Origin of the sequence: Pseudoxanthomonas indica (genome assembly GCF_900167565.1) — a bacterium.
Lineage (GTDB): Bacteria > Pseudomonadota > Gammaproteobacteria > Xanthomonadales > Xanthomonadaceae > Pseudoxanthomonas_A > Pseudoxanthomonas_A indica.
In genome coordinates this window covers 1044024-1067157 of sequence record NZ_FUZV01000002.1, presented here as the reverse complement: position 1 = coordinate 1067157, position 23134 = coordinate 1044024, and the positions used below count along the sequence as shown (strand labels likewise).

Below are 23134 nucleotides of genomic sequence, written 5' to 3'. Positions count from 1 at the left end.
CTTTTGACCCCCCACTTACCGTGTGTCGCGACTGCGCGGCGCACGCATCCGTTCAGCAATCGTGGCTTTGCCCGCTTCCCGGCGACGCAAGGAGACCTTACGCTGATCGCAGTGAACGACGCCGCCGAACCCGCCGACGAAACGCTGATGCTTGCCTATGCGGCGGGCGATGCGTCGGCGTTCGAGCGTCTGTATGCGCGTCACCGCACCCCTTTGTACCGCTTTCTGTTGCGTAATCTGCGTGACGGTGCGCTGGCCGACGAGGTCTTCCAGGACACCTGGCAGCGGGTGATCTCCGCGCGCACAGCCTGGAAGCCGGATGCCGCCTTCACCACCTGGCTCTACCGGATCGCCCACAATCGCCTCAACGACCACTGGCGCGCCCTCAAGCACCGGCCACCCGCGCCTGCGGACGCCGATGAACGCGCCGCGCGGGTGCCCGACCCGGACACGCCGGATCGCCAACTCAGCGAATTCGAGCAACGCCGACGCCTGCAGCTGGCGCTGGCCGAGCTCCCCGAGGAGCAGCGCCAGGTGGTGCAACTGCGCCTGGAGCAGGAACTGAGTCTTGAGGAAATCGGCGACATCACCGGCGTGGGCCGGGAAACCGTCAAATCGCGGCTGCGCTACGCGATGGACAAGTTGCGCGCGAGACTGACCGAATGAACCGCCGTCCCCTGCAACCGCTGGATGCCGAAGAAGCCGCGCTGGCCGAGCAGTTGGCGCGGCTGGGTCCGCATGGCGAGCCGTCGCCGCGGCTGGACGCACGCATCCTGGCGGCGGCGCACGACGCGGTCAGCGAGCAGGCGCGCCCGCGCCGCCGCTCGCGCTGGCCTCTGGGCCTGGGCGTGGCCGCGAGCGCGCTGCTGGCGGTGGGTATCGCCTGGCAACTGCGGCCCGTGCACGAATCTCCGCTGGATCGCGAATTTGCCGCGGCTGACGTGGCTGCGTCCGGCGCAGCTGCCGCTGATTCAGACGCGGCCGCCGCCAACGCCAGTGCTGAAGCCGCCGACACCGCCGCGGTCGCCGTGGCGCCGCCGGCGCCGGCGTCGATGGTGTTGCAGGAGCCGGAGTTGCCCGCTAACGCCGCGCCGTCGGCCGTCTACAACCCGCCCCTGGCCAAGCCGGCGCTGCGCCAGCCCGCCCAGGAACTGCAGCGGCGGTCGCCGGCCGTGTCCCGGCGGAGCACGGCCGCGGCTGCCGACGCCCGCATCGCCGAGGCGCCGCCGCTGGCGAGTGCGGCGGAGTCGGATGCCAGCACGCTGGACACCGTCAGCGCGCCATCATTGCGCTATGCCGCGCCAGCGTCCGCGCCGCCGCCGCCGCCCCCTGCGCCCGCCGCCTCGGTCGCCAGCGCGGATCGCAATGCGCGCACGTTGGGCGGCGTGGTGGCTGACCCCGAGACTTACGCCGAAATCGCCGCCCAGCGCGAGCAGGCGCGCGCCGAACATGCGCGCAACGCCGCCGCCAGCGCCGAGCGGGTGGACGCGCGCGCGCGTCGCGCCAGCGAGGCGTCCAGCCAGATGCAGCGCGCCATTGCGGCAACGCCCGCCGACGCATCGGCCGCTGACGCGCCTGGCAACGCGTACGGCCCGGAATACGGACGCAACACGGGTGGCACTGCGGCCAAGGCCGTCAATGGCGGCGCGGGCCTGTTCTCTCCCGGCGTCACCCGCAACAGCCTCAAGCGCACCGATCTGCAATTGCCGGTGGCCGAAGACACCAAACTCGATGCCGATGACTGGTTGGAGCGGATCCGCCTGCGTCGTGACCTGGGTGATCGCGCCAGCGCGGTGGAGAGCCTGCTGCGTTTCCGCCAGGCCCATCCGTTCCAGAAAACTCCCGAAGACCTGCAGGAACTGCTGGCCGAATGAGCCACACGCTGACCGCGCTGGCCTCGCATGTCATCGAGGTCAAGCACAGCCGTTTCCTGGCGCAGGCCGCACCCATCGAGAGCGCCAGCCAGGCGCTGGCGTACCTGGCCCAGGTCGGCGATGCCGCCGCCACCCACAACTGCTGGGCCTATCGGGTGGGCGCGGAGTACCGCTCCAGCGACGACGGCGAACCCGCCGGCACCGCAGGTCGGCCGATCCTGGCCGCCATCGATGGTCAGGGCTATGACCGGGTGATGGTGGTGGTGACCCGCTGGTACGGCGGCATCAAGCTGGGCGCCGGCGGGCTGGTGCGTGCCTATGGCGGCGCCGCGGCCGAATGCCTGCGCCTGGCCGAACGCCGGGAACTGGTGGCCCATGCGGAGCTGCAGGCGCAGGTGGGCTTTGACGATCTGGGCGCGCTGCATGCAGCCCTGGCCATGCATGGCGCGGAGAAGCTGGAAGAGAGCTTCCTGGAAACCGGCGCCCTGCTGCGCCTGCGGCTGCCTCTGGATCGCGTCGCCGCCTTGAAAACCCACCTGCGGGACGCCACCCGTGATCGGGTGCGCTGGCACGATGAGGACCCCCCCGAGCATGAGCAACGAATCCGAAGGCGCCGATCAGGACGCCCAGACCAGCAAGCCCGCGCGCGCCAGGCTGGGTTCCCTGCGCGGCCTGTGGCCCTTCATCCGCCGCCATCGCGGCTTGTTCTTCGCCTGGATGCTGGCCCTGGCCGTGGCTTCGGCCGCCACCCTGAGCCTGCCGGCCGCCTTGCGCCATGTCATCGACGATGGCTTCCAGAGCGGTGGTGCCGGCATCAACCAGGCGTTTGGCGGCATGTTCGTGGTGGTGATCGTGCTGGCCGTGGCCAGCGCGGCGCGTTTCTACTTCGTGTCGCTGCTCGGCGAGAAGGTGGTGGCCGATCTGCGCCAGCGGCTGTACGCGCATCTGATTGGACTGGACGCCGAGTTCCATGACCGCACCCGCAGCGGCGAACTGATCTCGCGCCTGACCGCCGACAGCGAACTGCTGCGCGGCGTGGTGGCCACCAGCATGTCGGTGGCCTTGCGCAGCAGTGTCACCGTGATCGGCAGCCTGGTGATGATGTTCGTGACCAGTCCGCGCCTGGCGGCGTTTGCGGTGCTGGGCATTCCTTTGGCGGTTTTGCCGATCATCATCGGCTCGCGCCGACTGGGCAAAGCCTCGCGCGCCAGCCAGGACCGCGTGGCGGACGCCAACACGCTGGCTGCCGAGGTGCTGGGCGCGGTGCGCACCGTGCAGGCGCACGCGCGCGAACCTTACGAGCGCAAGCGCTTCGATGCCGCGCTGGCCGTGGCGGTCGAAACCTCGCGCAAGCGCGTGCGTGCGCAAGCAGCGGTGACGGCCGTGGCGATTGCGCTGATCTTCGGCGCCATCGTGCTGGTGCTGTGGACCGGCGCGCGTGACGTGGCCGGTGGCGAAATGAGCGCCGGCACGCTCGTGCAGTTCCTGCTGTACGCGGTGATTGGCGGCGGCTCGGTCGGTGCGCTGGCTGAAACCTGGAATGAAATCCAGCGCGCGGCCGGCGGCATGGGTCGCATCAGTGAACTGTTCGACGAGGCGCAGGTGATCACTGCCCCGGCGCAGGCACAGGCGTTGCCGCTGCCGCTGCGCGGCGACGTGCGTTTCGACAACGTGGTCTTCCACTACCCGGGACGCCCGGATCTTCCGGCGCTCGACGGCTTCGACCTGCAGGTCAAGCCGGGCGAGACGGTGGCGCTGGTGGGCCCGTCCGGTGCCGGCAAGAGCACGGTCTTTTCGATGCTGCTGCGCTTTCATGATCCGCAGTCGGGCCGGATCACCGTGGACGGCGTGGATCTGCGCCAGCTGGATCCGGCCGCGCTGCGCGAACACATCGCGCTGGTGCCGCAGCAGCCCACCCTGTTTGCCGCCAGCGCGCGCGACAACATCCGCTACGGCAAGCTCGAAGCCAGCGACGCGCAGGTGCAGGCCGCGGCCGAAGCGGCCGAGGCCGATGACTTCCTGCGCGACTTGCCCGAAGGCTACGACAGCCAGGTGGGCGAGCGCGGAGCGCGCCTGTCCGGCGGCCAGCAGCAACGCATCGCCATTGCCCGCGCCCTGCTCAAGGACGCGCCGCTGCTGCTGCTGGATGAAGCCACCAGCGCGCTCGATGCGCACAGCGAACGCGCCGTACAGCACGCACTGGAACGGCTGATGCAGGGCCGCACCACCCTGGTCATCGCGCATCGCCTGGCCACTGTGCTCAAGGCCGACCGCATCGTGGTGATGGACCGCGGCCGCATCGTCGCCCAGGGCACGCATGAGCAGTTGCTCGCGCAGGGCGGCCTGTATGCGGAGCTGGCGCGGTTGCAGTTCCTGGGCTGAAGCCGCGCGGGCTGCGGCATACTCCGGCCATCCACCCGCGTGCGAGGTCGATCATGCCCAGCCCTTCCCTGCCCCCGCTGCTGCGCGGGCTCGGCACCAGCCTGATCCTGCTCTCTGCGGCGCTGACGGTGTGGTACGAGCGCCAGGACATGCGGGGGGATGTGCAGGTGGCGTTGGCGGCGATGGCGCCGGCCGAACGCGAAGTTCTGCTGGAACAACTGCAGCGCTTGCACCTGCACGTGGAGCAGGACGCGCTGGCCGATGAGGTGTTCGAGAATCCGTGGTTCCAGTGGCTGAGCCTGCTGGGCACGGGATTGATTGCGGGCTCGTTCTTTGTCGAGTCGCGATTGCGGCGTGTGGAAGTCCGGCGCGCGAGTGTTGTGGAGGAAGGAGTGCCGCGGGGCTGACTCCGCTGAAGCACTGTTAGCTTTGCCCCCATCGCCCCTTCGGGGCGCTTCCCCCGCAAGCGGGGGAAGGAACCTTTGGCTTACGCTGCTTCCGGTGCCGGTTCGGCTTCGGCGATCAATGGCACGGTCTTGCGCACGCGGCTGGGGAAGGCATGGCGCAGGATGCGCCACATCACCTGGCCGAACTGGCGCGGCAGCGAGCCGGTGTTGTAGTGCTGGCCGTAGCGCACGCAGATCTCGCGCACTTCCACGGCAATCGCGGCGTAGCGGTTGGCCGGGATGTCCGGATAGAAGTGATGTTCGATCTGGTGGCTCAGGTTGCCCGAGAGCAGATTCATCCAGCCGCCGCCAGTGAGGTTGGACGATCCGCGCAGCTGGCGCAGGTACCAGTGGCCGCGTGACTCGTTCTTCAGGCAGTCCTTGGAAAAGGTTTCGGCATTGGCGGTGAAGTGGCCGCAGAAGATGATCACGTAGGTCCACACATTGCGGATGCCATTGGCGACCAGGTTGCCGAGCAGCACGCTCAGGAAGAACGGACCAGCCAGCGCCGGGAAGATCAGGTAATCCTTGGCCAGCTGGCGACCCACCTTGCGCAGCACCGGCGCGGACTTGCGGCGCAGCTGCGCGCTGGTCATCTTGCCGGCCCACCAGCGGCCCAGCTTGAGATCCTGGATGGCGATGCCCCACTGGAACAGCAGTGCGAAGATCACCGCGATCGGCGGCTGCAGCAGGTAGAACGGCCGCCACTTCTGCTCCGGAAAGATCCGCAGCAGGCCATAGCCGACGTCGTCATCCAGACCGCGGATGTTGGTGTAGGTGTGGTGGCGGAAGTTGTGCGTATGCCGCCAGTTGTCGGCGGTGCCGACGATGTCCCAATCGTAGGTCTGTCCGTTGATCTGCGGATCGCCCAGCCAGTCGTACTGGCCGTGGATCACGTTGTGGCCCAGCTCCATGTTCTCCAGGATCTTGGCGAAGGCCAGGGTCAGCGTGCCGACAATCCACACGGGCCAGAACAGCCACGCCCACGGCTGGCCGGCGACCAGCAGACCGCCCAGCAGCGCTGCGGCCATCAGCAGCACCCGCCCGGCGACCTGGCTGTAGCGCACGGTCTTGATGATGGTGCGGATGTAGCGCGCATCGCGCTCACCCAGGCTGGCGACGGTGCGGGCACGCAGCGCGTCGAGTTCTTCGCCGAAGGCGTTGAGTTCGGCAGGCGTGAGGGCGCGGTTGCGGGGAGCGGTCATCAGAGATCCAGTTCGAGATCGGTGGCGGCGCTGTGGATGCACAGCTTCAGGGCCTGGGTGGGTTCGTGCGCCAGGTCTCCGCTGGGCAGGTGACGGGTGCTGCCGGCGGACTTGCCGCAGGAGCAGGTATTGCAGATGCCCATGCGGCAGCCGTGCCTGGGCTTGAGGCCGGCCGCTTCCAGCGCCACCAGCAAGGAGGTTCCGCGCGCTACGCGCAGGCTACGGCCGCTGCGTTGCAGGATGACGTCAACTTCGCCTTCGTCGGTGACGGCGGCCGGCGCCGGGCTGAAGGCTTCGGCCTGGAACGACGCGACGTGTGCAGCCAGCGCGCGCGCCGTCTCGACGAAGCCACCCGGACCGCAGGCGATCACATGGCGTTGTTCGAAGCCGGCCACGTACGCATTCACGTCGAACGTGCCGATGCGACCGGCCACTTCATCGGAAGCCACGGCGGCATCGCCGGTCAGCGCCAGATGCAGGCGGAACAGCGGCTGGCGTGCGGCCAGGGCGCGCAGCTCGTCGAGGAAACAGGCCTGCTCGCGTTCGCGCACCCAATAGATCAGATCCATCGGCGCCTGTAAGCCCTCGGCAGCCTGTTCACGCAAAAGCGCGATCAAGGGCGTGATGCCGCTACCGGCGGCCAGCAGCAGGCTGGCCGCCTGCGCAGGTGCGGCAGCGAGATCGCCATAGGCCTGGCTCAATTCAAAGACTTCGCCGGCACGCGCCTGCTCGAGCAGATAGCGGCTGACCTTGCCGCCATCGACTGCCTTGACGGTGATGACGAGGCGGCGATCCGCACGCGGACTCTCCACCAGGCTGTAGCTGCGCTGATAGCGGACGCCCTCGATGTCCACGCCCAGGGTGATGTGCTGGCCGGCCCGATAGCCCTGCCAATGGCGGTTGGGCTTGAGCACCAGGGTCACGGCATCGCGGGCGGCGGTTTCGCGCGACAGCAGCCGTGCGCGCGGCCGTTCCCAGGTCCAGCTGCGGTTGACGCGGCCCGCCCAGAAGTCGAAAACATCCGGGGCCACGAACGGGCTGACCAGACGGCGCAGGTGACCGGGGCGGGGTGACGGACGAAGCTGAGATTTCATGGGGGGCACTATACCGTCGTCCTCACAGGTGTGTATACACTTGTACATTAACGGATGGGGCTATGATGCCGTCCAGCCTGCCCGCCATCCCTGCCCGTACGGACGCCATGTCGCAAACCGCCCTGCCCACCGCCGAAGAACACGGTCCTGGCCGCAAGGCGAGCATTTCCCGCGAGGATCTGCTCGCGGCGGCGCTGAGCCTGATTGGTCCGCACCGCAGCCTGTCGACGTTGAGCCTGCGCGAAGTCGCACGCGAAGCCGGTATCGCACCCAACAGTTTTTACCGCCAGTTCCGCGACATGGACGAACTGGCCGTGGCCCTGATCGACGTGGCCGGCCGTTCGCTGCGCAAGATAATCGGTGAAGCGCGCCAGCGCGCTACCGGCGGCGAGCGCAGCGTGGTGCGCAGTTCGGTGGAAGCCTTCATCGAACAGCTGCGCGCCGACGACAAACTGCTGCACGTGCTGTTGCGCGAAGGCACCGTAGGCTCGGATGCGTTCAAGCAGGCGGTGGATCGTGAACTGTATTTCTTCGAAGAAGAACTGCGCATCGACCTGATCCGCCTGGCCACCCGCGACAACGCGCCCCTGCACGAACCGGCGCTGGTGTCCAAGGCGATCACCCGCCTGGTGTTTGCGGTGGGCGCCACCGGCCTGGATCTGCCACCGGAAAAAGATGCCGAGTTGATCAATCAACTCTCGCAGATGGTGCGGATGATCATCACCGGCTCACGGGCGATTGCCGCTGGTCGCTATCCCGCCGAAAAGTAACGCCGTCTTACGGTAACGCGCGGGCCATCAAGCCGCTGAAGTCCACGTCCCGCGCCAGGGTGCCGAAGGCCAAGCCATGCTGGCCGAGCAGGCGGCTGGCGATGAACGCGTCCGCCGCCGGACTGTGCGCGCGCAGCAATACCGAAGCCTGCAGCGCCAACGCCAGGCGTTCGACCAGATGGCGAGCGCTGGCTTCGTTGCCATTGGGCAGATCGGTCAGCAGGCGCTCCACGTAAGTGTCATAGCGCGCATCGCGCCCGCCCGCGCTGTCCAGTTCCGCCAGCAAGGCCACATCGCATTGCGATTCGCGCGAGAGTGAGCGCAGCACATCCAGGCACTGGATGTTGCCGCTGCCTTCCCAGATCGAATTGAGTGGCGCCTGCCGATACAGGCGCGGCAGAATCGACTCTTCCACATAGCCGGCGCCGCCCAGGCATTCCTGCGCTTCGTTGACGAAGGCCGGCGCGCGCTTGCAGATCCAGTACTTGCCCAGGGCGGTGGCGATGCGCGCGAAGGCAGCTTCGTTCGCGCTGTGCGGCGCGTGATCGACCGCACGCGCCACCCGCATGGCGAATGCGGTCGCGGCTTCGGACTCAAGCGCCAGGTCGGCCAGCACGTTGGCCATCAGCGCGTGCTCGACCAGCCGATGACCGAAGGCCTGGCGATGCCGGCAATGGTGCAGCGCCTGCGCCAGCGCCATGCGCATTTCCGCGGCCGAGCCAATCATGCAATCCAGCCGGGTCAGCATCACCATCTCGATGATGGTCGCTATGCCGCGACCTTCCTGGCCCACGCTCCAGGCGCGCGCCTCGCAGAACTCCACTTCGCTGGAGGCGTTGGACCAGTCGCCCAGCTTGTCCTTCAGGCGGATCAGGCGGAAATCGTTCTTGCGCCCATCCGGCAGATGGCGCGGCAACAGGAAACAGGTCAGGCCACCGGCGGCCTGCGCCAGCACCAGGAACGCATCGCACATCGGCGCGGAGAAGAACCACTTGTGCCCGACCACGCTGTAGGTGCCGTCATCGTTGGAACTGGCCGCCGTGCGATTGCTGCGCACGTCCGAACCGCCCTGCTTCTCGGTCATGCCCATGCCCAGGGTCACGCCGGCTTTCTGCTCCATCGGCAGATCACGCGGGTCGTAATGCGGGGCAAACGCGCGCTCGGCCCAGTGCCGCAATGCCGGCTCCTGCCGCAGCACCGGCACCGCCGCGTGCGTCATCGTCAGCGGGCAACTGGTACCTGCATCGGCCTGGTGATGCAGATAACTCAAGGCCGCACGGGCGACATGCGCGCCCGCGTGCGGTTCGTGCCAGGACAGGCCGGCCACGCCATGGGTCTTGGCCGCTTCCATCAGCCGGTGATAGGCGGGATGGAATTCCACGCTGTCGATGCGATGGCCAAAGCGATCGTGGGTGCGCAGGCGCGGGCGATCGCGGTTCGCGTCAAAGCCGAGTCGATACAACTCATCGCCGGCCATCGCGCCGTACACCGCCAGCCGGTCGACGAAACCGGCGCCGCCCTCGTGCGCCACCGACTCGCGCAGCACCACATCGTCGGCCCACAGGTCGCGCGGCTCGAACGGCGGCGGCTGGTTGTCGACCTCGTGCGTTTCGTAGGGCGGTGTGGGTGTCATCGCGAACTCCCGGTGGCGCGTCGGTGATTCTGGCGCGAATCGCCGTGGTCAGGGTGCCGCCGAGCGCAGCGCCTGCAGGAAACGCGGCGCCAACGCCAGCCTGCCGAGCGCGCCATGCTGGGTTCCACTGAGCACGCGCAGCATATGGCCCCGCCCACCCGGTAACTGGCCCAACGGAAGAAAGGCCAGGTCGCGGACGCGCGCCAGCAGATCCCGTTCGGACTGGAACACCGGAGTCAACCAGCGGCTCCAGAACTGGTAGATGGCCACGTGCGCGGCGCGTCCGCGCTGGTACTGATCCAAGGCAGCCTCCAGCGGCAGGTGCAGACGCAGGGCATCGCGCAGGGCCAGCGCATCCATCAGCGCCATGTTCACGCCCTGCCCCAGCTGCGGGCTCATCGCATGCGCGGCATCGCCGGCCAGCACGAGCTTTCCGCATGCCCAACGCTGCACGGTGGCATCGCGATAGGCCGCTCGCGCCAGCGCATGAGCATCGTCCAGATGGGCGACCCGCTCCGAAGCGGCCGGCCAGATCTGCGCCACTTCGGCTTGCCATGCACCCATACCGCCGCTGCGGAAGCGCTCGTAGCCGTCGGCGGGCAGGCTCCAGAAGAAACTCAGCCGCGGCACCGGATCATCCGGTCGCGTGCCCACCGGCAGCATGCCAATCATCTTGCGCGCGGCCACGTAGCGCTGGCGCAACTCATCCGGCCACGCCCATTCCCCCTGCGCCACCAGGCACCATAGCGCGCCCCAGGGATACGGTTGGTCGCGCCGCACCGAGCCCAGGCCGCCGCGCAGCTGCGAGGCCGCACCGTCGGCAGCGATCACCAGATCAAACGGCCCCTCTTCGCGCCCCTGCGCATCGCGCAGGCGGCCTTGTTCGCTGTCGACCTGGACGATGCGTCGTCCCTCATGCACCGTCACCTGCGCCGGGCGCGCCTGCGCCAGCAACTGGAACAGTGCGCCACGCTGCATGCCCAGGCCGAACAGACCACCGCCGAGTCCGGCATAGCGCATGTCCATCACCGCGCGTCCGTGCGGGGTTTCGCCATACAGGCGCTGGATGCGCCGGCCGTGCTTGAGGGCAGGCTCCAGCAGGCCCAGTTCCCACAGCACCTGCAGGCCGGTGGGCTGCAGCAGGAACCCGGCTCCCACCGGACCCAGTTGCGCAGCCTGTTCGAACACCTGCACGCGATGCCCATCGCGCGCGAGCAGCAACGCCAACGCCTGTCCCGCCGTGCCATAGCCGATGACGGCAACGTCCTTGCGCTTGTCCTTCACTGGTAGCGCTCCCCTTGCGCGCATAAAAAACCCCGCCGAAGCGGGGTCGCAAAATTCGTGGGTATCGAATCAGGCGGAAGGCGTGACGTTGCCCGCCTGCGCGCCCTTGGGGCCCTGGGTCACTTCATAGGTGACGGCCTGGCCTTCCTTGAGGCTGCGAAAACCATTGGAGTTGATCGCGGTGTGATGGACAAAGACATCGGCGCTGCCATCTTCCGGCGCGATGAATCCGAAGCCCTTGGCATCGTTGAACCATTTGACGGTACCGTTCGGCATGACGCTTGCACTTCCTTATTGAGAGCGGGTGGAGGCGTGCGGCTATATCTGAACGTTGCCGCACCCGCGGAGTATGCAAAGCCTGAGGCCCGTTGACAATCACCCTCTTGCCAGTTCGCCTATCAATTCCGGCAAGCCGCTCGAGGCGGCATCGACGTTGGCCAGCACTTCGGCCATGGTGATCTCCTCGCCCGTGCCGCAGCCAGCGGCCCAGTTGGCGATGATCGCCAGGCAGGCGTAGTCCAGCCCCAGCTCGCGCGCGAGCGCGGCTTCGGGCATGCCGGTCATGCCCACCAGATCGCAGCCATCACGGCGCATGCGCGCGATTTCCGCCTTGGTTTCCAGGCGCGGGCCCTGGGTGGCGCCATAGCAGCCGCCATCGACAAGCTTGACGCCGGTCACGCGCGCAGCCGCCAGGATCTTGTGTCGCAGCAGCGGCGTGTAGGGATCACCGAAGTCCACATGCAGCACATCGGTGCCCGGCTCTTCGCAGATCGTCGAGATACGGCCCCAGGTGTAGTCGATGATCTGATCCGGGCAGGCCAGCACGCGCGGACCAAACCGTTCGGTTATGCCGCCCACCGTATTGAGCGCCAATACGCGCTGCACGCCCACCGCCTGCAAGGCGGCCAGGTTGGCGCGGTAGTTCACTTGATGCGGCGGCACCGAGTGACCTTCACCATGCCGCGCCAGGAATGCCACCCGCTGTCCCAGCAGATGGCCGATGCGCACCGGGCCCGAAGGCTTGCCATAGCGCGTGTCGACCTCGCGGGTCTCCACGTCGGCCAGCTGCGCCAGCTTGTACACGCCGGTGCCGCCGATCACGCCCAGCGCGATATGGCTCATGGGATTTCCTTCAAAGCGTAGATGCCCGGCAGGTTGCGGCCCTGCTCGTGGTAGTCCATGCCGAAGCCGAACACGTAGCGATCCGCCACTTCCAGGCCCACGTACTCGGCGCAGATGCCGGCCACGCAGCGGTCGTGCTGCTTGACCGTCATCGCCGCGATGCGCACGTCGGTTGCGCCCTGCTCCAGGCACCACTGCTTGACCGCCAACAGCGTGTGGCCCTCGTCGAGGATGTCATCGACCAGCAGCACGCGACGGCCATACAACGAGGTGGCCGGGCGATGCTTCCACACCAGCTCGCCACCAGAGGTGGCGCCGCGATAACGGGTGGCGTGCAAATAATCGAATTCCAGATCCAGCCCGCGCGCGCCCAGTTCGAGCGACAGCTGGCCGGCGAAGGGCAGCGCGCCGTGCATGATGGTCAGGTAGACCGGCACCTCGCCGGCATAGTCGCGGGCGATGGGCTCGGCCATCTGCGCGATGGCGCGATCCAGGGTGGCGCGATCCACCAGCAGATCCGAATTGGCCAGCGCATCGGCCAGTGAAGGACGTTGGCTCTGTACAGTCATCACGCCACCTCCGCACCGTTACCGAGCACGCGCGTCTGCGCCTGCCCGTAGCGTCCATCGGCCAACAGGCCGTCCCAGCCCAGCGCACCGCGGCCAATCAGGCCCAGCAGCGCCGCGGTATTGAGCGGACGCCCTTGCACCGCCTTCAGCGATTCCTCGACCAGCTTGGGCGAGCACACCAGCACCACGTCACAACCGGCATCCAGATGCAGATCGATGCGCGCCTTGACCCCGCCGGCGGAGAACGCCGCGGCCATGCCGATGTCATCGGAAAACACCACACCCTTGAAGCCCATGGCCTGGCGCAGGATCTGCTGGATCCAGCGCGGCGAATAGCCGGCCGGTTCCGGCGCGACCGCCGGATAGGCCACGTGCGCCATCATCACCGCATCGGCGCCGGCATCGATGCCGGCCACGAACGGCAGCAGATCGTGCTGCTGCAGTTCTTCCAGCGTGCGCGGATCCACCGCGTCATCGAAATGGGTGTCTTCCAGCACCGTGCCATGGCCGGGGAAGTGCTTGAGCGTGGCAGGCATGCCCACGCTGTGCATGCCGGCCACATAGGCGCGGGTGAACGCCGCCACCACCTGCGGATCGGCGTGGAACGCGCGATCGCCGATGGCGCGGTTGCCGCGCGCCAGATCCACCACCGGCGCGAAGCTCAGGTCGATGCCACTGGCCTTGATCTCGCTGGCCATCAGCCAGGCGTGTTCGCGCGCCAGTTCCAGCGCGGCTTCGGGTGCCTGTGCGTAACGCTTGCCGAAGCCTTCCAGCGGCGGCAGCGCACTGTAGCCCTCACGGAAGCGCTGCACGCGGCCGCCTTCCTGGTCCACGCAGATCAACTGCGGACGCGGCGCGGCGGCGCGGATGGCGGCCGACAACTCGGTCACCTGCGCGCGCGAGGCGAAGTTGCGGGTGAACAGGATCACGCCAGCCACAGCGTCGTGCTGCAGCCAGTCGCGCTCCTGCGCGGAAAGTTCGGTACCGGCGATGCCGATGACAAGCATGGAGAATCCTCAGGGAATATCGCGGCCTTCGCGCTCGCCATCCGTCCATTGCGAATACGGGCGCGAGGCCAAAGCCAGATTGTAATAGCGGCTGCTGTCTGTGACCTGTTTGGCCAGCCACGACGGCGCCTGGAACACCTCATCGGCATGCTCCAGCTCGATTTCGGCCACCACCAGACCGGCGTTCTCGCCGAGGAACTCATCCACTTCCCACAGATGCCCCGCGTGGCGGATGTAGTGCCGGCGCTTGTCGATCAGCCCGCCCACGCACAGCGCCAACAGCGCGCGCGCGTCCTCGACCGGGATCGGATAGTCGAACTCCTGGCGGGTATGCCCCAGCCGCAGCGACTTCAGGTTGAGATAAGCCGAATCGCCCTCGATGCGCACCCGCACCGACGCCTTCTGCCGGCCCTCGTCGAGCGCGGCCATGTCGTTGATGTAACCCTGCGCCATCGGCACGACCTCGTGCGCGGCATCGCGCCAATCGTTGCCGGTGATCAGGAATTTGCGTTCAATCTCGGTGCCCATCACCCACCCTTATCGATTCTCGAACAACGCAATCGACTCCACGTGCGCGGTCTGCGGGAACATGTCCATCACCCCCGCCGACACCAGCGTAAAGCCCTGCTCATTGACCAGGTAACCCGCATCGCGCGCCAGCGAGGCCGGATGGCAGCTGACGTAGACGATGCGCTTGAATTGTTTCAGAGGCAGCTGCTGCAACACGTCAATGGCGCCGGAACGCGGCGGATCCAGCAGCAGTTTGTCGAAGCCTTGGCGCATCCACGGCGTGCCGCGCTGATCCTGGGTCAGGTCGGCGGCATGGAAATGCGCATTGCCCAGGCCATTGCGTTCGGCGTTCTCGCGCGCCCGCGCCACCAGCCCGGCCTCACCTTCCACGCCCACCACCTCGCCCACCAGCCGCGCCAGCGGCAGGGTGAAATTTCCCAGCCCGCAAAACAGATCCAGGATGCGCTCGCCCGGCTGCGGATCCAGCAGCGCAAACGCGCTGGCGATCATCTTCTCGTTGAGCGGCGCGTTGACCTGGATGAAGTCCAGCGGCCGGAACGCCAGCGAGATGTCCCACGACTGCAGATGGAACGACAGCGACGGCGCCTCGGGCCACAACGGCGCCACGGTATCGATGCCACCCGGCTGCAGGTAAATCGCCATCCGCTGCGCCTGGCCGAACGCGGACAGCGCCGCCCGATCGGACTCGCTCAACGGCTGCAGATGGCGGAACACCAGCGCGATGCCGTCGAACTCCGCGGTGGCATCACCGGCAATGAATTCGATCTGCGGGATGTCGGCCTTGGCCTGCAGGCTCTCGACCAATGCCGCCAGTCCGGGAATGGCCGCGCCAATGGCCGGCAACACCGTATGGCACTCGGACAGGTCGGCGACGAAGCGCGGGTCCTGCTCGCGGAAACCGACCAGCGTCTTGTCCTTCTTGTTGACCCGCCGCACCGAGAACCGGCCCTTGCGCCGATAGCCCCAGTTGGCGCCGGTCAACGGCGGCAGCCACGCCTTGGGCGTGACATGGCCGATCCGCTCCAGGTTCTCGGCCAGCACCCGCTGCTTGGCCAGGATCTGCTGCTCCTCGTCCAGATGCTGCAACACGCAGCCGCCACAGACACCGAAATGCGGGCAGCGCGGCGTCACCCGATGCGCCGACGCCTGCAGCACCTCCACGGTGCGCGCCTCGTCGAAATGGCGATTCTTGGCGGTCTGCTCCGCCATGACCTTCTCACCCGGCAGCGCGCCGGACACGAACACGGCCTTGCCATCACGGCGGGCCACGCCGCGACCATCGTGGGTCAGATCCAGGATCTCGGCTTCAAACGGGGTTTTATCGATACGGGGGGAACGGGAACGGGCCACGTGGCGGAAGCTGCGTGAAAACGGGGGGCGGCATTGTCGCATGGCCCGCCCCGGCGCCGGCCCGCGCGTCCTGTCCGGTCTTGTCAACGCCTGCACGATCCAGGCGTTACCATCCGCCGGAACAGGGAGGAACCCTCATGACCACCGACATCGGAAGCCCGCCCCGCCTCCTGCTGATCGAGGACGACGCCATCAGCCGCCAGTTCATGCAGGCGGCGCTCGAGGCCCTGCCCGCCCAGGTGGATGCGGTGGAAACCGCGGCCCAGGCGCTGGCGCTGCCCGGCCCGTACGACCTGTGGTTGATTGATGCCCACCTGCCGGATGGCAGCGGTGCTGACCTGCTCGCCGAACTGCGCCGTCGCCATCCCGGCGTCCCCGCCCTTGCCCATACCGCCGACGCCTCCGCCAGCAAACGGGACGCCTTGCTTGCCGCTGGATTTGCCCGTGTCGTGGTGAAACCCCTGAGTGCGGTCGAACTGCAGGAAGTGGCCCACGCCCAGCTGCCGCTGACGAAGAATCCAGTGTGGGACGAAGCCGGTGCCTTGCGTGCGCTCAATGGCAATGCCGAACATGTTGCGCGCCTGCGCGCCTTGTTCCTTGACGAACTACCAGTTGCCGTCGACAGCGTGCGCCAGGCACAAAGCAAAGGCGACAGCGAGAAATTGCGCGGCACCCTGCATCGCCTGCGCGCCAGTTGCGGATTCGTCGGCGCACACCAACTGGCGCAGGCCGTTTCCCGCCTGCAACGGGAACCTGAGTCTGGCAGCGCGATGGCGGAATTCCTGGCGGCAAGCGACAACCTGGGTCATGCAGGGGTAGAAGCAGCCTAGTCCCGGGTTTTTTTCTGTAGTGGCATCCCGGCTGCGTGGCTGGCTGTTGCCCCTTCTCGAGCAGACAGGTGCGGCAGTCGTAGCCGCAGGCAGTAAAACGTGGACACCGAGTGGTACAGGATCATTGGATCAAGAAGCTCCAACAGCCTAACAAGGCCTGTGCGCAAACGTTTCACTTCTCTTCGACCACTAGTGGCGGTATAGCAAAATTGAAGCCATGCATGCCTTCGCCACTCCAGCCATTCGGCCTTGGTTTGGCATCAAAAATGACGCCGAGATTCACTTGCCTCTTGCCGCGCGTTTCACATAAGGATGTACTCAAGCCGTTGACTCGAATGGCAATCTTCTCTTCGTCACGCGTATACGATATCTCGGTCGCATCCTTCAATTTCACCCACTTGTAGCCCGATAGATCAACCCAGACTTTCGCCTGCTCTTGGGATGATTGAGGAATGGTGCAAGATAGTGCACCCAAATCATCTCGGGCTACTACGAGCGCCACTATCTGAAATTTGTGCTTTGTTCGAGCGTCCAGATAAGGCTTGCTGATATCGAACTTGACAACACCTTTCGACGACGTCAAGGATTTCGAGATGTTTGTCGCCACCTCGCCTTCTTCTTCGTGGACACATCCCATGAGAAGAATCAGGCCGAGCAGGCCGAAGATTTTCGATGACTTCATGGTTGCATTCCTTTCAAGGCCTCACGCTCACTGAGCGGCCCAAGGGTTTGAATGTACTTAGCAGCTGCCGCGCCCGCATTGTCAGCACCGACAGCAGCTCTCGCGGCGTTGTGATCGTTGTAGTCTTCCTGCATTCCGGATGAGTAACTTGAGCCGACCTTTTCCCTCAGATCGCCGAGTGCAGGTCCCCGCAGGCCAATCTCGTGCTCTTGCGCTAAGTCTCAGTGAGCAACTGCCGCAAATTACCGAGCATGTCGCAAGACTTCAAGCCGCGTACGCCGAGGTAATGCAACAACAGGTTGCGCAATGCCAAGCCCAGGCTGGCGAAGAGAGCCGGCCAGGTGATTGCGAACCGATAGGGCAAAGGACCGCTATCGGACAGAAGCGGACATCGACCAACGCCTGAATTTAGCCGACTCCATAGCGGCGGTTACCGCGCACCGGCCGCGTAGTACACCATGGACAACCTGGCCAAGACCGAACGCTGCTTCGGGCCGGCGATCCGCAAACTGTGCGAACTCACCAACCAGAGTTCGTGTTGGACGCATATTGCCATCCGCGAGCGGGCGTTCTTCGCGCCGCCAGCGAAGCACCAGAAGTGACAAGGTCCGCAACTGTGGGCCTTGTGCGTCACGGGCAATCAGGAAGTGAACATGATCCCGTTAATTGCCGCTACTCGATTGACGCTATTTGGCAATCTCACACGTGTCCGCAAAGACAGCAGCGTTTAGCTTTCGCCCATGCAACTTGGCAATCGCTGAAGGCTCGCCAAAATTACTGTAGGAAATCATGGCGTCTATACGACCAAATGGCGCGACAACAATAGGCTCACAACCCCCAACACATTGCGGCGGATGGTAACCATCCGCTCTAAGCACGCCATCATCGTGAGATAGCGTTACATCAAACACTTCAGAAACACGCCCCCTGTCGTCCGGCCACCCTTCTCTGGAAATACAGAGTGGAACTCCAACATGTGAATCAAGCGAGATTGAAAAAGAGGAGTCGCTTGCGCGGTCTTCGATTTCTAAAGCAAAAAGATCTTCTATATTCGTAGGCGTCTGGCGGCCGGCGCAACTTACAAGAAGTGCCGTCGCAAAGAAAGAGACGAATGTCCTCTTCATGGCGGTGAGATCCTATTGACGAAGTCAGTCACACTTTCAGCATTCCTTATCGTCGCGGGGTTCCCAAGCATGCGTTGATAAACCTCTTGACTGGCACGATTTCCCATCGTGTAGCCAGTCACGTTGTTGATACCCATATCAGCCAACCCAGCGCCGCCGTGTCCTGCGTCATGCGTGACCGCCCACCTGAGGACGGAGCTGTTCCCCATCGCGTTGGATGTTGCATTCACCACCAGGCTGCTGCCTTGCCCAGGAAATGCAGATTCGTTCGGTGTAAACATAAAAAAGCCGCCGCTTGCAGAACTTCCATACTGCGCAACCGCTTGTTCTGTAGTCATTGCGTTCGCAACAAAACCTGTTGAAGCATCAGTCGCGCGGAGGGCGTCCGATATTCCTGAAAGTTGCGAATGCATGGTGCTTACGTTCTCGCTTGTCAGTGAATCGCCGAACACAGCTTGCCATTCGGGGGACAGAGATTGAAGGTTATTGTCCGCAAGTGCAGCTGCGAGCTGAACAGCTGCCTGATCAACTTGGTTTGCAGCAGCTTGTTGAGCTGAATCAAATGCATTCCATTGGTCATCGGTCCATCCCGAACCTCTTGCATAGCGTCCATCCGGGTCGGTGAAGCTATACGGGTTGTTTGCAGCGTACCAATATGCGTTGAAGTTCGCACCAGTGTTCGCGTTCGCCGTCACGGGATCGCGTGACAAGAACCGTCCAACCTGCGGATCGTAATAGCGCTGCTGCATATAGGTCATACCGGTACTGGCATCCTGCACATGCCCGGTGAACCCCGGGCCATCGGTCAATGCCCGATTGGCAAGGTGGCCATAGGGTTCGTACTCGCTTGTCTCCACCGTCACGCCCGCTGCGTCTGTGACCTTGATGGGAGTGCCGAGGGCGTCTGTGTGCTGGTACTTGACCGTAACGGTGCTACTGCCACCTGTCGGGTACTCCCGCGTGGCCAGCAAGCTGCCTTGCAGATACATGTAGTGGCCGACGCGGCTGTTGCGGAAGTCGTGCGTGTACATCAACTGGCCGGCGTTGCTGTACTGCCAAACCGCGTGGGTGTTGGCGTTGGTGACGCTGTACACGCGGCGGCCATGACCATCGTAGCGGTAGCTTTCCTTGCCCGGTACGCTGCGCAGGCGGTTGCCGTAGTCGAAGTTGTAGGCCTGGCCGTTCTTGTTGTTGAGATTGCCTTGGTCGTCAAAGCCGAAGCCGATGACCATGGGCGGCGTGGGACTCGGGTCGGCAGCATTGGACACGCCCAGCAATCGCTGGCTGTTGGTGTCGTAGTGATAGACGTGGTCGCGGGGTTTATTGCCACCGGTGACCTTGAGTGTGGTGATGTCATCGAGCACGTTGTAGCCGTAGGTGGCTGTGCCGAAGCTGCTGCCCACTGCCTGCGTGAGGCGGTCCAGATTGTCGTAGCTCAGGGTGCGGCTTTGTTTGGCACCGGCCGTGTAGTCGGTGATGCTGGCCACATTGGCATGCTTGTCATACGTGTAGCCCAGGTCCAGAGTACCGCCGGTGTCGGTGCTGCGCGCCGGCAGTTGGCGCGCGTTCTGGGTCATGGTGTGGACGATGCCATTGCCGTAGGTGAACTGCTTCAGCGCCCCATTGCGGTGATAGCTGATGTTGGTGGCGTACGTACCTGCCTGGCTGGGTTGGCCGATGGCATTGGGCGCGTAGATGATGCTCAGGCCATCGGCGTAGTTGACGTTGAACAGGTTGGCGTAAGGGTCATAGCCATAACCGAGGCCCCAGGTGTACCAGCCGGTCTGGCCGGAGGTCTCGGTAGTCATCAGGCCACGGCGGTTGTAGCCATAGACGTTGACCACCGGTTCCGTGTTACTGACGCCGTTGTAGGTGGTGATGGTGTTGGGCTTGCCGGTGTTGGTGTAGGTCCAAGCCTGGTTGCCACGACCGTCGGGGAAACTTAAGGTGCTCAAACGATTGCGAGTGTCATAGGTCCGCGCGACTTTGCGCGCCACCACGGCACTGGAAGTGCCGGCGTCATCGCAGGCCGTGGCAATGGGCAGACCCGCCGCCGACCAGCTCAGGTTGCCGGCCGCGTCATAACCCATCAGGGTGGCGCCAGTCTCCGGTTCGCGCGAGGCACACAGTTCCTGCTTGGCGTTGTAGCTGTAGTCGCGGTCCACCGCCAGCGTACCGCCAGTGGGGCTGGCGCTGTTGCTGCGGCGGATTTTGGTGGGCTTGCCGTACTTGTCACGGGTGATGTGGGTATAGGTGGTCAGCGGATGCTCGATGAGCACCGGGGCGTTGGTGCTGGGCTCGTCGAAGGTCTGGTAGCTAGTGGTGGTGACCAGCAGCTTAGGACTGGTCACTTGGGTCTTGAAGCCGGTGAGGTACTGGGTCAGCGTGGTCAATGGTCCCAACTCGCTGTCCTGGGTGGTGGAGGTCACCCGGCCCAGCGCGTCGTACTCAGTCCAGATACCGGTTGTGCCCTTCTCGCGGGTGCCCACCGGGTAGGACGCAAAGGTCGGCCGGCCTTGAGCATCATAGGTGGTGCCGGTGGTCTGCAACGTGGCATCCACGTTGGCGCCATCGTAGTAGTGCACCAGCACCGGCCGGTACAGCACATCGTAGAACGTATTGCGGCGGTGGTTGCCGGTGTGCACGCGACGCAGCCAATGGCCAGCCGGCAGACCGTGCTCGGCAATGGTGATCCACTCCCAGCTGTAGGTGGTGGCGGTCCACTTGTCGGTGTTGCACACGTGTGGGCCACCCGGGGTGCTGGCGGCTTCAGACGGGTACGTTGTGCTGGCCAATCGGCCCATCGCGTCATACGTGTAGCAGGTGCGTGCATCGAGCTCGTCTTCCACCCAGGTAATCCAGCCGCGGTTGTCGACTTCGGCCTGCACGCTCTTGCCATCGGCAAAGGCAATGTTCTGCGGGATGCCACGCTTCCAGTTGCTCAGTGTCGTGGTGTTGTTGCGGCCGTCGGCCACGGTCTTGAGCGTGCCGAGCTGGCCGCTGCTCACCGCCGAGGTGCGGTCGTAGTCGAGGGTCTGCTGCACCTGGTCGGCAAAGCCGTAAACCTTGGTCGGCATGGCCTTCCAGGCGTACTCGGTACGCGAGGTCTCGGTGCCGTCGGTGGTGGTGCGCTTGACCTGGCCCAGCACCCACAGCGCCGTGTCATCGTGGTACTCGATGGTCTCGGTCTTGGTGTAGGTCTGAGCATATGCATTCAGCGGCAACGCTAACGCAACGGCGCACAGGACGGAGAGCTGGCATTTTTTTGTCATCGTCGGACTTCCCTGTTCAAGGCATTGACCCATGAACCCACGAACCTCGTGAGCCATTGGAATGAAGTAGACGCAGCACTACGTTTACGGCCCGCTGGATCGCGTTACTTTGGTTGGCCTGAAGAACTCGTCGATACAGAGTTGGGTTCCCCCCGTTCCACAGGTGCTGGCAATTGCCCAGACGAAGGTTCTACCCCCCAACGTGGTCGCACGGCGCTTCACGACGGGGACACGGGTTTCGTCCATGTCGTAGACCTTTCTCTTCCCGGTCCCCCCGCTATTGATGTAGGACACATCATATTCAAACGTGGTGGTCTGCAGATTCCCAACGGTCTCGGCGAGAAGCAGACCTGCATTCTGGTAAACCCTGTTGCCAAACGTATGAGTTTCGACGTCACCAGTGGATGCAGTCACCGTGACAGTGCGGGATGTAGGCGAACTGCTGGTGCACGCATTGGGTGGTGCCGTTTGCCCGGTCATGGGCGAGTAGCAGCCAGCATACGGCCCGTAATTGAACGTATGTTGGAGCGGCAAGATGCCTGGACCTTGGACTGACCGGTCGAAGATGGAGATCACATCGAAAAAACCGGGATTCTCCACAAAGGACGGCGCGCCCGGGCCAATGTTTCGACAATCGTAGGTCACGTAGGAATACCCCTGGCGTCGCGGCTTCATGGTAAACGTACCCGATACACCAGACTCCAGTTTCACGGTTACCGCAAGTTGGCCGGAATAGCCGAGGGGGATGTTCTGCTGCTCAGTGCACTGACTACCACTGTAGTAGCTTTGGTTGATTGCTCCCGACTTGGAAATGGACCATTGCGATCCATCCGGATTAGTCACTGTGGTGCCGGAAGTAAAGCCACTCGATTGAGCACTAAGATTCCATTCGCGGCCATCGGCGGTCACTTTGATGATGGCCGTTCCTGTTGTTGACCATTGAAAATCAATGACGCGACCATCGCTGCTGGTAATTCGGTTGGGCTCATAGGTGACCCAGTTGCCGAAGCGGTCCTCGACCCGCTTGAGGTGCATCTTGTACAGCGAAACCTCGAGCCATGTATTGGCATTCGGAAAGTGGCTACTGGTGATGGGCAGAATCTCATCACCGGCTTCAGGAATCCCAAAGTAGTATTTTTCCCCATTGGGTCGATGTCCGATGAAGCCCTCGCTACCGTCGGCAAGGGTGTAGCAGCTGAAACGCCACCCGCGGCTGGTAGACCACTTGATGTTCGCGCCCGACAAAGTTGGCTCGGTGGGGTTCAAGCGTCGAACGGTACCGCCGCCCTCGATGCCCACCAAGGAGTTTCCATCCCAATACTCGTCCGACATGTAGTTGTCTTTGGGCGGCTTGCTCGACCGGACGGTGTAGGCCACGCCCAATCCCAATGGGTCGGAGCATCGCTGGTTGTTGAGACTGTTGAGTTGTCCCACCACCCAGCCATGCTCAGCGGAATGGATGCCTGCGATATAGGGCGTGGCCAACTGCCACTGGTAAGCAGGTGGATAGCCGAGCCTGTCCCACATCTTGAACTCGAAGTCCGCCGCCACGCGCAGGGAATTGCTGCCGCGAAGTTCAACCACGGTCTTCTTGAAAACCACCGATCCGGAGTTGAGGTCGATGATTTCGCCGAACTGGCCAAAGCCATCGGGTATCGCAGGGATCGAAGAGCCTCGTTCAATCTCCTTGCCGTAAGTCTCGAACGACCAGACCTGGGCGAACGCTCCGCGCGGCGCGCAGAGGCTGAGGACGAGCAGGATCGACGTCAGGTAACTGCGCATTGATTGCTCCATGCAAGTACGAGAAGAGTCGTACGACCGCTTGCCTGCTTTCAGGCGTGTCAGCGGTGGGGGTCCGTCGCGGGCATCATTGGCCTGGCGTTCGCCCATTGTCCAGACCGGCAGGGCACTGGTGACGTTCTTCGCGACGAGGAGCACGGAATTGATTGTGGCTCACGC

At 64.6% G+C, this 23134-nt stretch carries 21 protein-coding genes and 1 pseudogene; 8 read left to right on the top strand and 14 right to left on the bottom strand.

What is annotated here, in order from left to right:
• The first annotated feature begins 147 nt into the window (after positions 1–147).
• The 5 genes and pseudogenes from B5X78_RS15575 to B5X78_RS15555 all read left to right on the top strand — a co-directional run bounded on the left by B5X78_RS15575 (position 148) and on the right by B5X78_RS15555 (position 4663).
• Complete coding sequence (locus B5X78_RS15575; RefSeq protein WP_425478748.1) at positions 148–666, top strand: RNA polymerase sigma factor; 519 nt, start codon at positions 148–150, stop codon at positions 664–666.
• Entirely contained in the window at positions 663–1874 is a 1212-nt protein-coding gene (locus B5X78_RS15570; RefSeq protein WP_079725490.1) for a hypothetical protein, read from the top strand. The genes B5X78_RS15575 and B5X78_RS15570 overlap by 4 nt, the downstream gene beginning before the upstream one ends.
• A pseudogene (locus B5X78_RS15565) lies at positions 1871–2455 on the top strand (IMPACT family protein); the annotation flags it as partial. The gene B5X78_RS15570 and the pseudogene B5X78_RS15565, both read left to right, overlap by 4 nt.
• 10 nt (positions 2456–2465) lie before the next feature.
• A complete protein-coding gene (locus B5X78_RS15560) occupies positions 2466–4256 on the top strand; it encodes an ABC transporter transmembrane domain-containing protein (protein WP_079725489.1) in 1791 nt (596 codons plus the stop codon).
• Positions 4257–4309: 53 nt separating this feature from the next.
• A complete protein-coding gene (locus B5X78_RS15555) occupies positions 4310–4663 on the top strand; it encodes a hypothetical protein (protein WP_079725488.1) in 354 nt (117 codons plus the stop codon).
• Between the two features lie 80 nt (positions 4664–4743).
• Here B5X78_RS15555 and B5X78_RS15550 read toward each other — a convergent pair whose 3' ends face one another.
• Together B5X78_RS15550 and B5X78_RS15545 are read right to left on the bottom strand one after the other, a co-directional pair.
• Positions 4744–5907, bottom strand: coding sequence for a fatty acid desaturase family protein (locus B5X78_RS15550; RefSeq protein WP_079725487.1), 1164 nt, complete (start codon positions 5905–5907; stop codon positions 4744–4746).
• Positions 5907–7001 carry a flavin reductase family protein gene (locus B5X78_RS15545; RefSeq protein ID WP_079725486.1) on the bottom strand — a complete coding sequence of 365 codons (1095 nt, stop codon included), beginning with the start codon at positions 6999–7001 and terminating at the stop codon, positions 5907–5909. The genes B5X78_RS15550 and B5X78_RS15545 overlap by 1 nt, the downstream gene beginning before the upstream one ends.
• A 107-nt stretch (positions 7002–7108) precedes the next feature.
• Between B5X78_RS15545 and fabR the strand changes: the two genes are divergently transcribed.
• The gene (fabR, locus tag B5X78_RS15540; RefSeq protein WP_079725485.1) at positions 7109–7771 is read left to right on the top strand and encodes an HTH-type transcriptional repressor FabR; all 663 of its coding nucleotides are present in this window, start codon (positions 7109–7111) and stop codon (positions 7769–7771) included.
• A gap of 7 nt (positions 7772–7778) precedes the next feature.
• Here the strand turns inward: fabR and B5X78_RS15535 are convergent, their stop codons facing one another.
• The 8 genes from B5X78_RS15535 to rlmD all read right to left on the bottom strand — a co-directional run bounded on the left by B5X78_RS15535 (position 7779) and on the right by rlmD (position 15267).
• Positions 7779–9404 (bottom strand): acyl-CoA dehydrogenase family protein, encoded by a 1626-nt coding sequence (locus tag B5X78_RS15535; RefSeq protein WP_079725483.1) that lies wholly within the window; start codon positions 9402–9404, stop codon positions 7779–7781.
• A 48-nt stretch (positions 9405–9452) separates the two neighbouring features.
• Positions 9453–10688, bottom strand: coding sequence for an FAD-dependent oxidoreductase (locus B5X78_RS15530; protein ID WP_229730746.1), 1236 nt, complete (start codon positions 10686–10688; stop codon positions 9453–9455).
• A 69-nt stretch (positions 10689–10757) separates the two neighbouring features.
• On the bottom strand, positions 10758–10964 hold the full coding sequence (locus B5X78_RS15525) for a cold-shock protein (protein WP_079725479.1): 207 nt from the start codon (positions 10962–10964) through the stop codon (positions 10758–10760).
• A gap of 99 nt (positions 10965–11063) precedes the next feature.
• Complete coding sequence (locus B5X78_RS15520) at positions 11064–11810, bottom strand: S-methyl-5'-thioinosine phosphorylase (protein WP_079725477.1); 747 nt, start codon at positions 11808–11810, stop codon at positions 11064–11066.
• The gene (locus tag B5X78_RS15515) at positions 11807–12379 is read right to left on the bottom strand and encodes a hypoxanthine-guanine phosphoribosyltransferase (RefSeq protein ID WP_079725475.1); all 573 of its coding nucleotides are present in this window, start codon (positions 12377–12379) and stop codon (positions 11807–11809) included. Before B5X78_RS15515 ends, B5X78_RS15520 begins: the two co-directional genes overlap by 4 nt.
• Positions 12379–13386: a beta-N-acetylhexosaminidase gene (nagZ, locus tag B5X78_RS15510; RefSeq protein WP_079725473.1), complete on the bottom strand. Its 1008-nt coding sequence runs from the start codon at positions 13384–13386 to the stop codon at positions 12379–12381. The genes B5X78_RS15515 and nagZ overlap by 1 nt, the downstream gene beginning before the upstream one ends.
• A 9-nt stretch (positions 13387–13395) precedes the next feature.
• Complete coding sequence (locus B5X78_RS15505; protein ID WP_079725472.1) at positions 13396–13914, bottom strand: CYTH domain-containing protein; 519 nt, start codon at positions 13912–13914, stop codon at positions 13396–13398.
• Positions 13915–13923: 9 nt separating this feature from the next.
• The gene (gene rlmD, locus B5X78_RS15500) at positions 13924–15267 is read right to left on the bottom strand and encodes a 23S rRNA (uracil(1939)-C(5))-methyltransferase RlmD (RefSeq protein ID WP_079725470.1); all 1344 of its coding nucleotides are present in this window, start codon (positions 15265–15267) and stop codon (positions 13924–13926) included.
• Between the two features lie 137 nt (positions 15268–15404).
• On the opposite strand from rlmD, the gene B5X78_RS15495 reads away from it, so the two are divergent.
• On the top strand, positions 15405–16097 hold the full coding sequence (locus B5X78_RS15495) for an Hpt domain-containing response regulator (RefSeq protein ID WP_079725468.1): 693 nt from the start codon (positions 15405–15407) through the stop codon (positions 16095–16097).
• 172 nt (positions 16098–16269) lie between these two features.
• On the opposite strand, the gene B5X78_RS15490 is transcribed toward B5X78_RS15495, so the two are convergent.
• Positions 16270–16779, bottom strand: a complete 510-nt coding sequence (locus tag B5X78_RS15490; RefSeq protein WP_079725467.1) for a hypothetical protein — start codon at positions 16777–16779, stop codon at positions 16270–16272.
• Positions 16780–17237: 458 nt separating this feature from the next.
• Here B5X78_RS15490 and B5X78_RS18660 point away from each other — a divergent pair, with 458 nt between their 5' ends.
• Positions 17238–17381, top strand: a complete 144-nt coding sequence (locus tag B5X78_RS18660; protein ID WP_176140885.1) for a hypothetical protein — start codon at positions 17238–17240, stop codon at positions 17379–17381.
• 84 nt (positions 17382–17465) lie between these two features.
• On the opposite strand, the gene B5X78_RS18510 is transcribed toward B5X78_RS18660, so the two are convergent.
• The 3 genes from B5X78_RS18510 to B5X78_RS15480 all read right to left on the bottom strand — a co-directional run bounded on the left by B5X78_RS18510 (position 17466) and on the right by B5X78_RS15480 (position 23113).
• Complete coding sequence (locus B5X78_RS18510) at positions 17466–17903, bottom strand: hypothetical protein (protein WP_139381591.1); 438 nt, start codon at positions 17901–17903, stop codon at positions 17466–17468.
• Positions 17900–21175 carry an RHS repeat-associated core domain-containing protein gene (locus B5X78_RS18810; RefSeq protein ID WP_188444682.1) on the bottom strand — a complete coding sequence of 1092 codons (3276 nt, stop codon included), beginning with the start codon at positions 21173–21175 and terminating at the stop codon, positions 17900–17902. The genes B5X78_RS18510 and B5X78_RS18810 overlap by 4 nt, the downstream gene beginning before the upstream one ends.
• An 84-nt stretch (positions 21176–21259) precedes the next feature.
• The gene (locus tag B5X78_RS15480) at positions 21260–23113 is read right to left on the bottom strand and encodes a hypothetical protein (protein ID WP_139381590.1); all 1854 of its coding nucleotides are present in this window, start codon (positions 23111–23113) and stop codon (positions 21260–21262) included.
• Positions 23114–23134: the final 21 nt, after the last annotated feature.

Bases quoted from the DNA above. Each gene is read 5' to 3' on its own strand.
- B5X78_RS15535 (WP_079725483.1), bottom strand. From the start codon at position 9,404: ATGACACCCACACCGCCCTACGAAACGCACGAGGTCGACAACCAGCCG.
- B5X78_RS15505 (WP_079725472.1), bottom strand. From the start codon at position 13,914: ATGGGCACCGAGATTGAACGCAAATTCCTGATCACCGGCAACGATTGG.
- B5X78_RS18660 (WP_176140885.1), top strand. From the start codon at position 17,238: ATGGACAACCTGGCCAAGACCGAACGCTGCTTCGGGCCGGCGATCCGC.
- B5X78_RS15570 (WP_079725490.1), top strand. From the start codon at position 663: ATGAACCGCCGTCCCCTGCAACCGCTGGATGCCGAAGAAGCCGCGCTG.
- B5X78_RS15515 (WP_079725475.1), bottom strand. From the start codon at position 12,379: ATGACTGTACAGAGCCAACGTCCTTCACTGGCCGATGCGCTGGCCAAT.
- B5X78_RS15545 (WP_079725486.1), bottom strand. From the start codon at position 7,001: ATGAAATCTCAGCTTCGTCCGTCACCCCGCCCCGGTCACCTGCGCCGT.
- B5X78_RS18810 (WP_188444682.1), bottom strand. From the start codon at position 21,175: ATGACAAAAAAATGCCAGCTCTCCGTCCTGTGCGCCGTTGCGTTAGCG.
- B5X78_RS15575 (WP_425478748.1), top strand. From the start codon at position 148: ATGCTTGCCTATGCGGCGGGCGATGCGTCGGCGTTCGAGCGTCTGTAT.
- nagZ (WP_079725473.1), bottom strand. From the start codon at position 13,386: ATGCTTGTCATCGGCATCGCCGGTACCGAACTTTCCGCGCAGGAGCGC.
- B5X78_RS18510 (WP_139381591.1), bottom strand. From the start codon at position 17,903: ATGAAGAGGACATTCGTCTCTTTCTTTGCGACGGCACTTCTTGTAAGT.
- B5X78_RS15490 (WP_079725467.1), bottom strand. From the start codon at position 16,779: ATGAAGTCATCGAAAATCTTCGGCCTGCTCGGCCTGATTCTTCTCATG.
- B5X78_RS15550 (WP_079725487.1), bottom strand. From the start codon at position 5,907: ATGACCGCTCCCCGCAACCGCGCCCTCACGCCTGCCGAACTCAACGCC.
- B5X78_RS15495 (WP_079725468.1), top strand. From the start codon at position 15,405: ATGACCACCGACATCGGAAGCCCGCCCCGCCTCCTGCTGATCGAGGAC.
- fabR (WP_079725485.1), top strand. From the start codon at position 7,109: ATGTCGCAAACCGCCCTGCCCACCGCCGAAGAACACGGTCCTGGCCGC.
- B5X78_RS15525 (WP_079725479.1), bottom strand. From the start codon at position 10,964: ATGCCGAACGGTACCGTCAAATGGTTCAACGATGCCAAGGGCTTCGGA.
- B5X78_RS15555 (WP_079725488.1), top strand. From the start codon at position 4,310: ATGCCCAGCCCTTCCCTGCCCCCGCTGCTGCGCGGGCTCGGCACCAGC.
- B5X78_RS15560 (WP_079725489.1), top strand. From the start codon at position 2,466: ATGAGCAACGAATCCGAAGGCGCCGATCAGGACGCCCAGACCAGCAAG.
- B5X78_RS15520 (WP_079725477.1), bottom strand. From the start codon at position 11,810: ATGAGCCATATCGCGCTGGGCGTGATCGGCGGCACCGGCGTGTACAAG.